This is a genomic window from Bowmanella yangjiangensis (assembly GCF_017255015.1).
GTDB classification, from domain to species: Bacteria; Pseudomonadota; Gammaproteobacteria; order Enterobacterales; family Alteromonadaceae; genus Bowmanella; species Bowmanella yangjiangensis.
The window spans coordinates 1-1,859 of the sequence record NZ_JAFKCS010000153.1; the positions used below are offsets into that span (position 1 = coordinate 1).

At 67.7% G+C, this 1,859-nt stretch carries 1 protein-coding gene and 1 pseudogene; both read left to right on the top strand.

What is annotated here, in order from left to right:
• Positions 1 to 216 precede the first annotated feature (216 nt).
• Positions 217 to 924: a DUF1266 domain-containing protein gene (locus J0A65_RS22815; RefSeq protein ID WP_037055542.1), complete on the top strand. Its 708-nt coding sequence runs from the start codon at positions 217 to 219 to the stop codon at positions 922 to 924.
• A pseudogene (locus tag J0A65_RS22820) lies at positions 921 to 1,859 on the top strand (hypothetical protein); the annotation flags it as partial. The gene J0A65_RS22815 and the pseudogene J0A65_RS22820, both read left to right, overlap by 4 nt.

The window sequence follows — 1,859 nt, forward strand, 5'->3', positions numbered from 1 at the left end:
CTGTGCCCAACAGAGATGTGGGCAATTTCACAACCTGGCGTCCAACTTTCGGCGGGCGTCCCGCGCCATGGGCGCAACGCGCGCGGACACCGGCCGGCTGACCTGCCAGTCATCGGTTGAGCGCTTTCGCCCGGGCCGCCGCGAGGCACTTGCAGCCCCCTGCCAACAGCTCCTAGGATGGCGCCCTCCCGCTCAAGGAAGAATGGCCCTCAGCCCATGGATGAACTGCAACGACGCTGGCTCTTCGCGCTGTCCGCACCGATGGTGGCGATCAATGCCCGCTACGACGCCCGCTACGACCTGCCGAACTTCTACCCGGACAACGAGTTCGTCGACCTGACCGAGTCCTGGGACATCGCTGATCGCCCGGCCCTGCTGGCGATGATCCAGCGCATGACCGACAACGGCCATGCCAGCGATCTGAGCGGCGCCTACTGGGACAACGCGCGCCTGCTGCCAAGCGAATGGCAGAAGCTGGTCGACAGCCTGGATGCCAGCCAGCAGGTCGCCTACCGCTACGTCGCCGATACCATCCTGGTGTGCGGCTCCGGCGGTATTCGCGCCTGGGACCTGGGGCGCATGAGTTTCCTCGCCCGCATCGGTCAGCTCAACGGCTGGCTCAGCCTCGAGGAAAACCTCTGGCTGCACAGCCGCCTGAGCCTGCGAGCGCGCTACTACTACCAGAACTGGCAGAGCTACCTGGCCGGCTTTCTCATCGGCCGCAGCTACTGGAGTTGCCTCGGCCACGAGCAGGCGGACGAGCTGGCGCTGTGCATCAGCCGCCAGGGCAGCAACCCGACGCACGTCGCGCTGGCACGCGAGCTGGCGATGAACCCGGCGGCAGGACTGGATGATCTGCACTGGGACCTGGAGCTGGATCTGCCGGAAAAACCTGAATCGCTGGAGGCATTCGACTGGTCATGAGTTGCTGGGAACACCTCGGCATCGAGCCGACAGACGATCAGAACGCCATTCGCACGGCCTACCGCACACGCCTGCCCGAGGTCCATCCGGAGCGCGACCCCGAGGGTTTCCAGGCGCTGCGCGGTGCCTACGAGGATGCCCTGCGCCACGCGCGCGGCGAAGCGAGCGAGGCCAGCGAGGCGGCCGCACTGCCCAGCGCCAGCGAACAGGCCGTGCAGCAGTTCGTCGAGCTGATGCAGGATGCCGGCCGGCGCTTTCGCCCCGAGGCCTGGCAGGACTACTGCCGGGCGCTGGACCAGCTGCCGCTGGACGTGCTGGAGAGCATCGACGGCTCGCTGCGCCACCTGCTGCTCAGCAACGGGCCGTTGTCGCACCGCTGCGCGCAGCTGCTGACCGAGCGCATGGCCTGGGCCAACCGCCTGATGCAGCTGCCCTTCGAAGAAGCCGAGCCGCTCGACCAGTTGCTGCAGCGCATCGCCGAACCCGACCCGTTCGACCTCGCCACCCTCAGCGACTGGCCGAGCGTGGCGCAGGTGGAGAACCTCTGGTACGTGCGCACCCTCGAGCACCTGTTCCAGAACCGGCCGCTGCAGGAGTTCCGCGGCTGGAGCTCCCTGCACCTGTGCCTGCCGATGCCCGCCGATCCGGCCTACTACCCGCACCTGTACCGTCAGTGCACCCTGGCCGGCGTGGCCCTCAGCGGTGCCCTGGAGCACTACCAGGCGCGTCACGCCGAGCAGCCGGACGATCTCGACATTCTCTACCTGCTGGCGCTACAGAAGCAGCACCATGACCAGGATGCCCTCGACCTGTGGACGCGCCTGTGGCTGGAACGCGAGATGCCCGAAGCGGCCGCCTGGCTGCTGGCGTGGAGCGCCTACCATGCGCCGGAGCACCTGCCCCTGCTGATCATGGCCTGCGACCGCAGCCAGCAG